This is a genomic window from Nocardia jinanensis (assembly GCF_014645735.1).
In the GTDB taxonomy this organism is placed as follows: domain Bacteria; phylum Actinomycetota; class Actinomycetes; order Mycobacteriales; family Mycobacteriaceae; genus Nocardia; species Nocardia jinanensis.
Map to the genome: position 1 here is coordinate 1 of NZ_BMMH01000064.1, position 944 is coordinate 944.

Consider the following 944-nt stretch of genomic DNA (forward strand, 5'->3'; position numbering starts at 1 on the left):
CGAACGGCCGTGGATTCTCGTTCCAGCACTCGATCCACGTGGTGACGTCTTTCTCCAGTGCCGCAACGCTTTTGTGGACACCGCGGCGGGTGAGCTGGTCGGTGAGGTATCCGAACCAGCGCTCCACCTGGTTGAGCCAGGACGAGCCGGTCGGGGTGAAGTGGACGTGGAAGCGGGGGTGCCGGGCGAGCCATTCGTTGACGATCGGGGTCTTGTGGGTGGCGAGGTTGTCACAGACCAGGTGGACATCGAGTTCGGCGGGCACGGTCTTGTCGATCGTGACCAGGAACTTGCGGAACTCGGTCGCCCGGTGGCGGCGGTGCAGCTCACCGATCACGGTGCCGTCGGCGATGTTGAACGCGGCGAACAGGCTGGTAGTGCCGTGGCGGGCGTAGTCGTGGGTACGGCGTTCGGGCATGCCCGGCATCATCGGCAACACCGGCTGGGAACGATCCAGAGCCTGCATCTGTGATTTCTCGTCCACACACAGGACGACGGCCCGCTCGGGCGGATTGTGGTAGAGGCCGACGACGTCGACCACTTTCTCTACGAACAACGGGTCGGTCGACAGCTTGAACCCGTCGACCAGGTGCGGTTTCAGCTCGAACCGCCGCCAGATCCGCCCGATCGTCGATTTCGACAGCCCGGTCCGATCGGCCATCGAGGACCGCGACCAATGCGTGGCATCACGCGGAGTCTGCTCCAGGGTCAACGCCAGCACCTGCTCCACGCGGTCCAGCAGGATCGACGGCGGCCGGCCCGGCCGAGGCTCATCGGCCAGCCCGGGCAGACCGTGGTCGATGAACCGTTTCCGCCACTTCGCCACGGTCATCGGCGTGACACCGACCGCTGCCGCCACATGCGCATTCGCCGCCCCCGGCTCCGCACATGCCAGCACGATCCGGCACCGCAACGCATACGCCTGCGTCGAGGTCGCCGCCCGC

At 66.4% G+C, this 944-nt stretch carries 1 protein-coding gene; it reads right to left on the bottom strand.

The genetic code is table 11. From position 1 onward, the window contains the following. Positions 1-944 (bottom strand): IS630 family transposase (locus IEY68_RS35855; protein ID WP_189094734.1); only part of this gene is annotated, 944 nt, incomplete at both ends.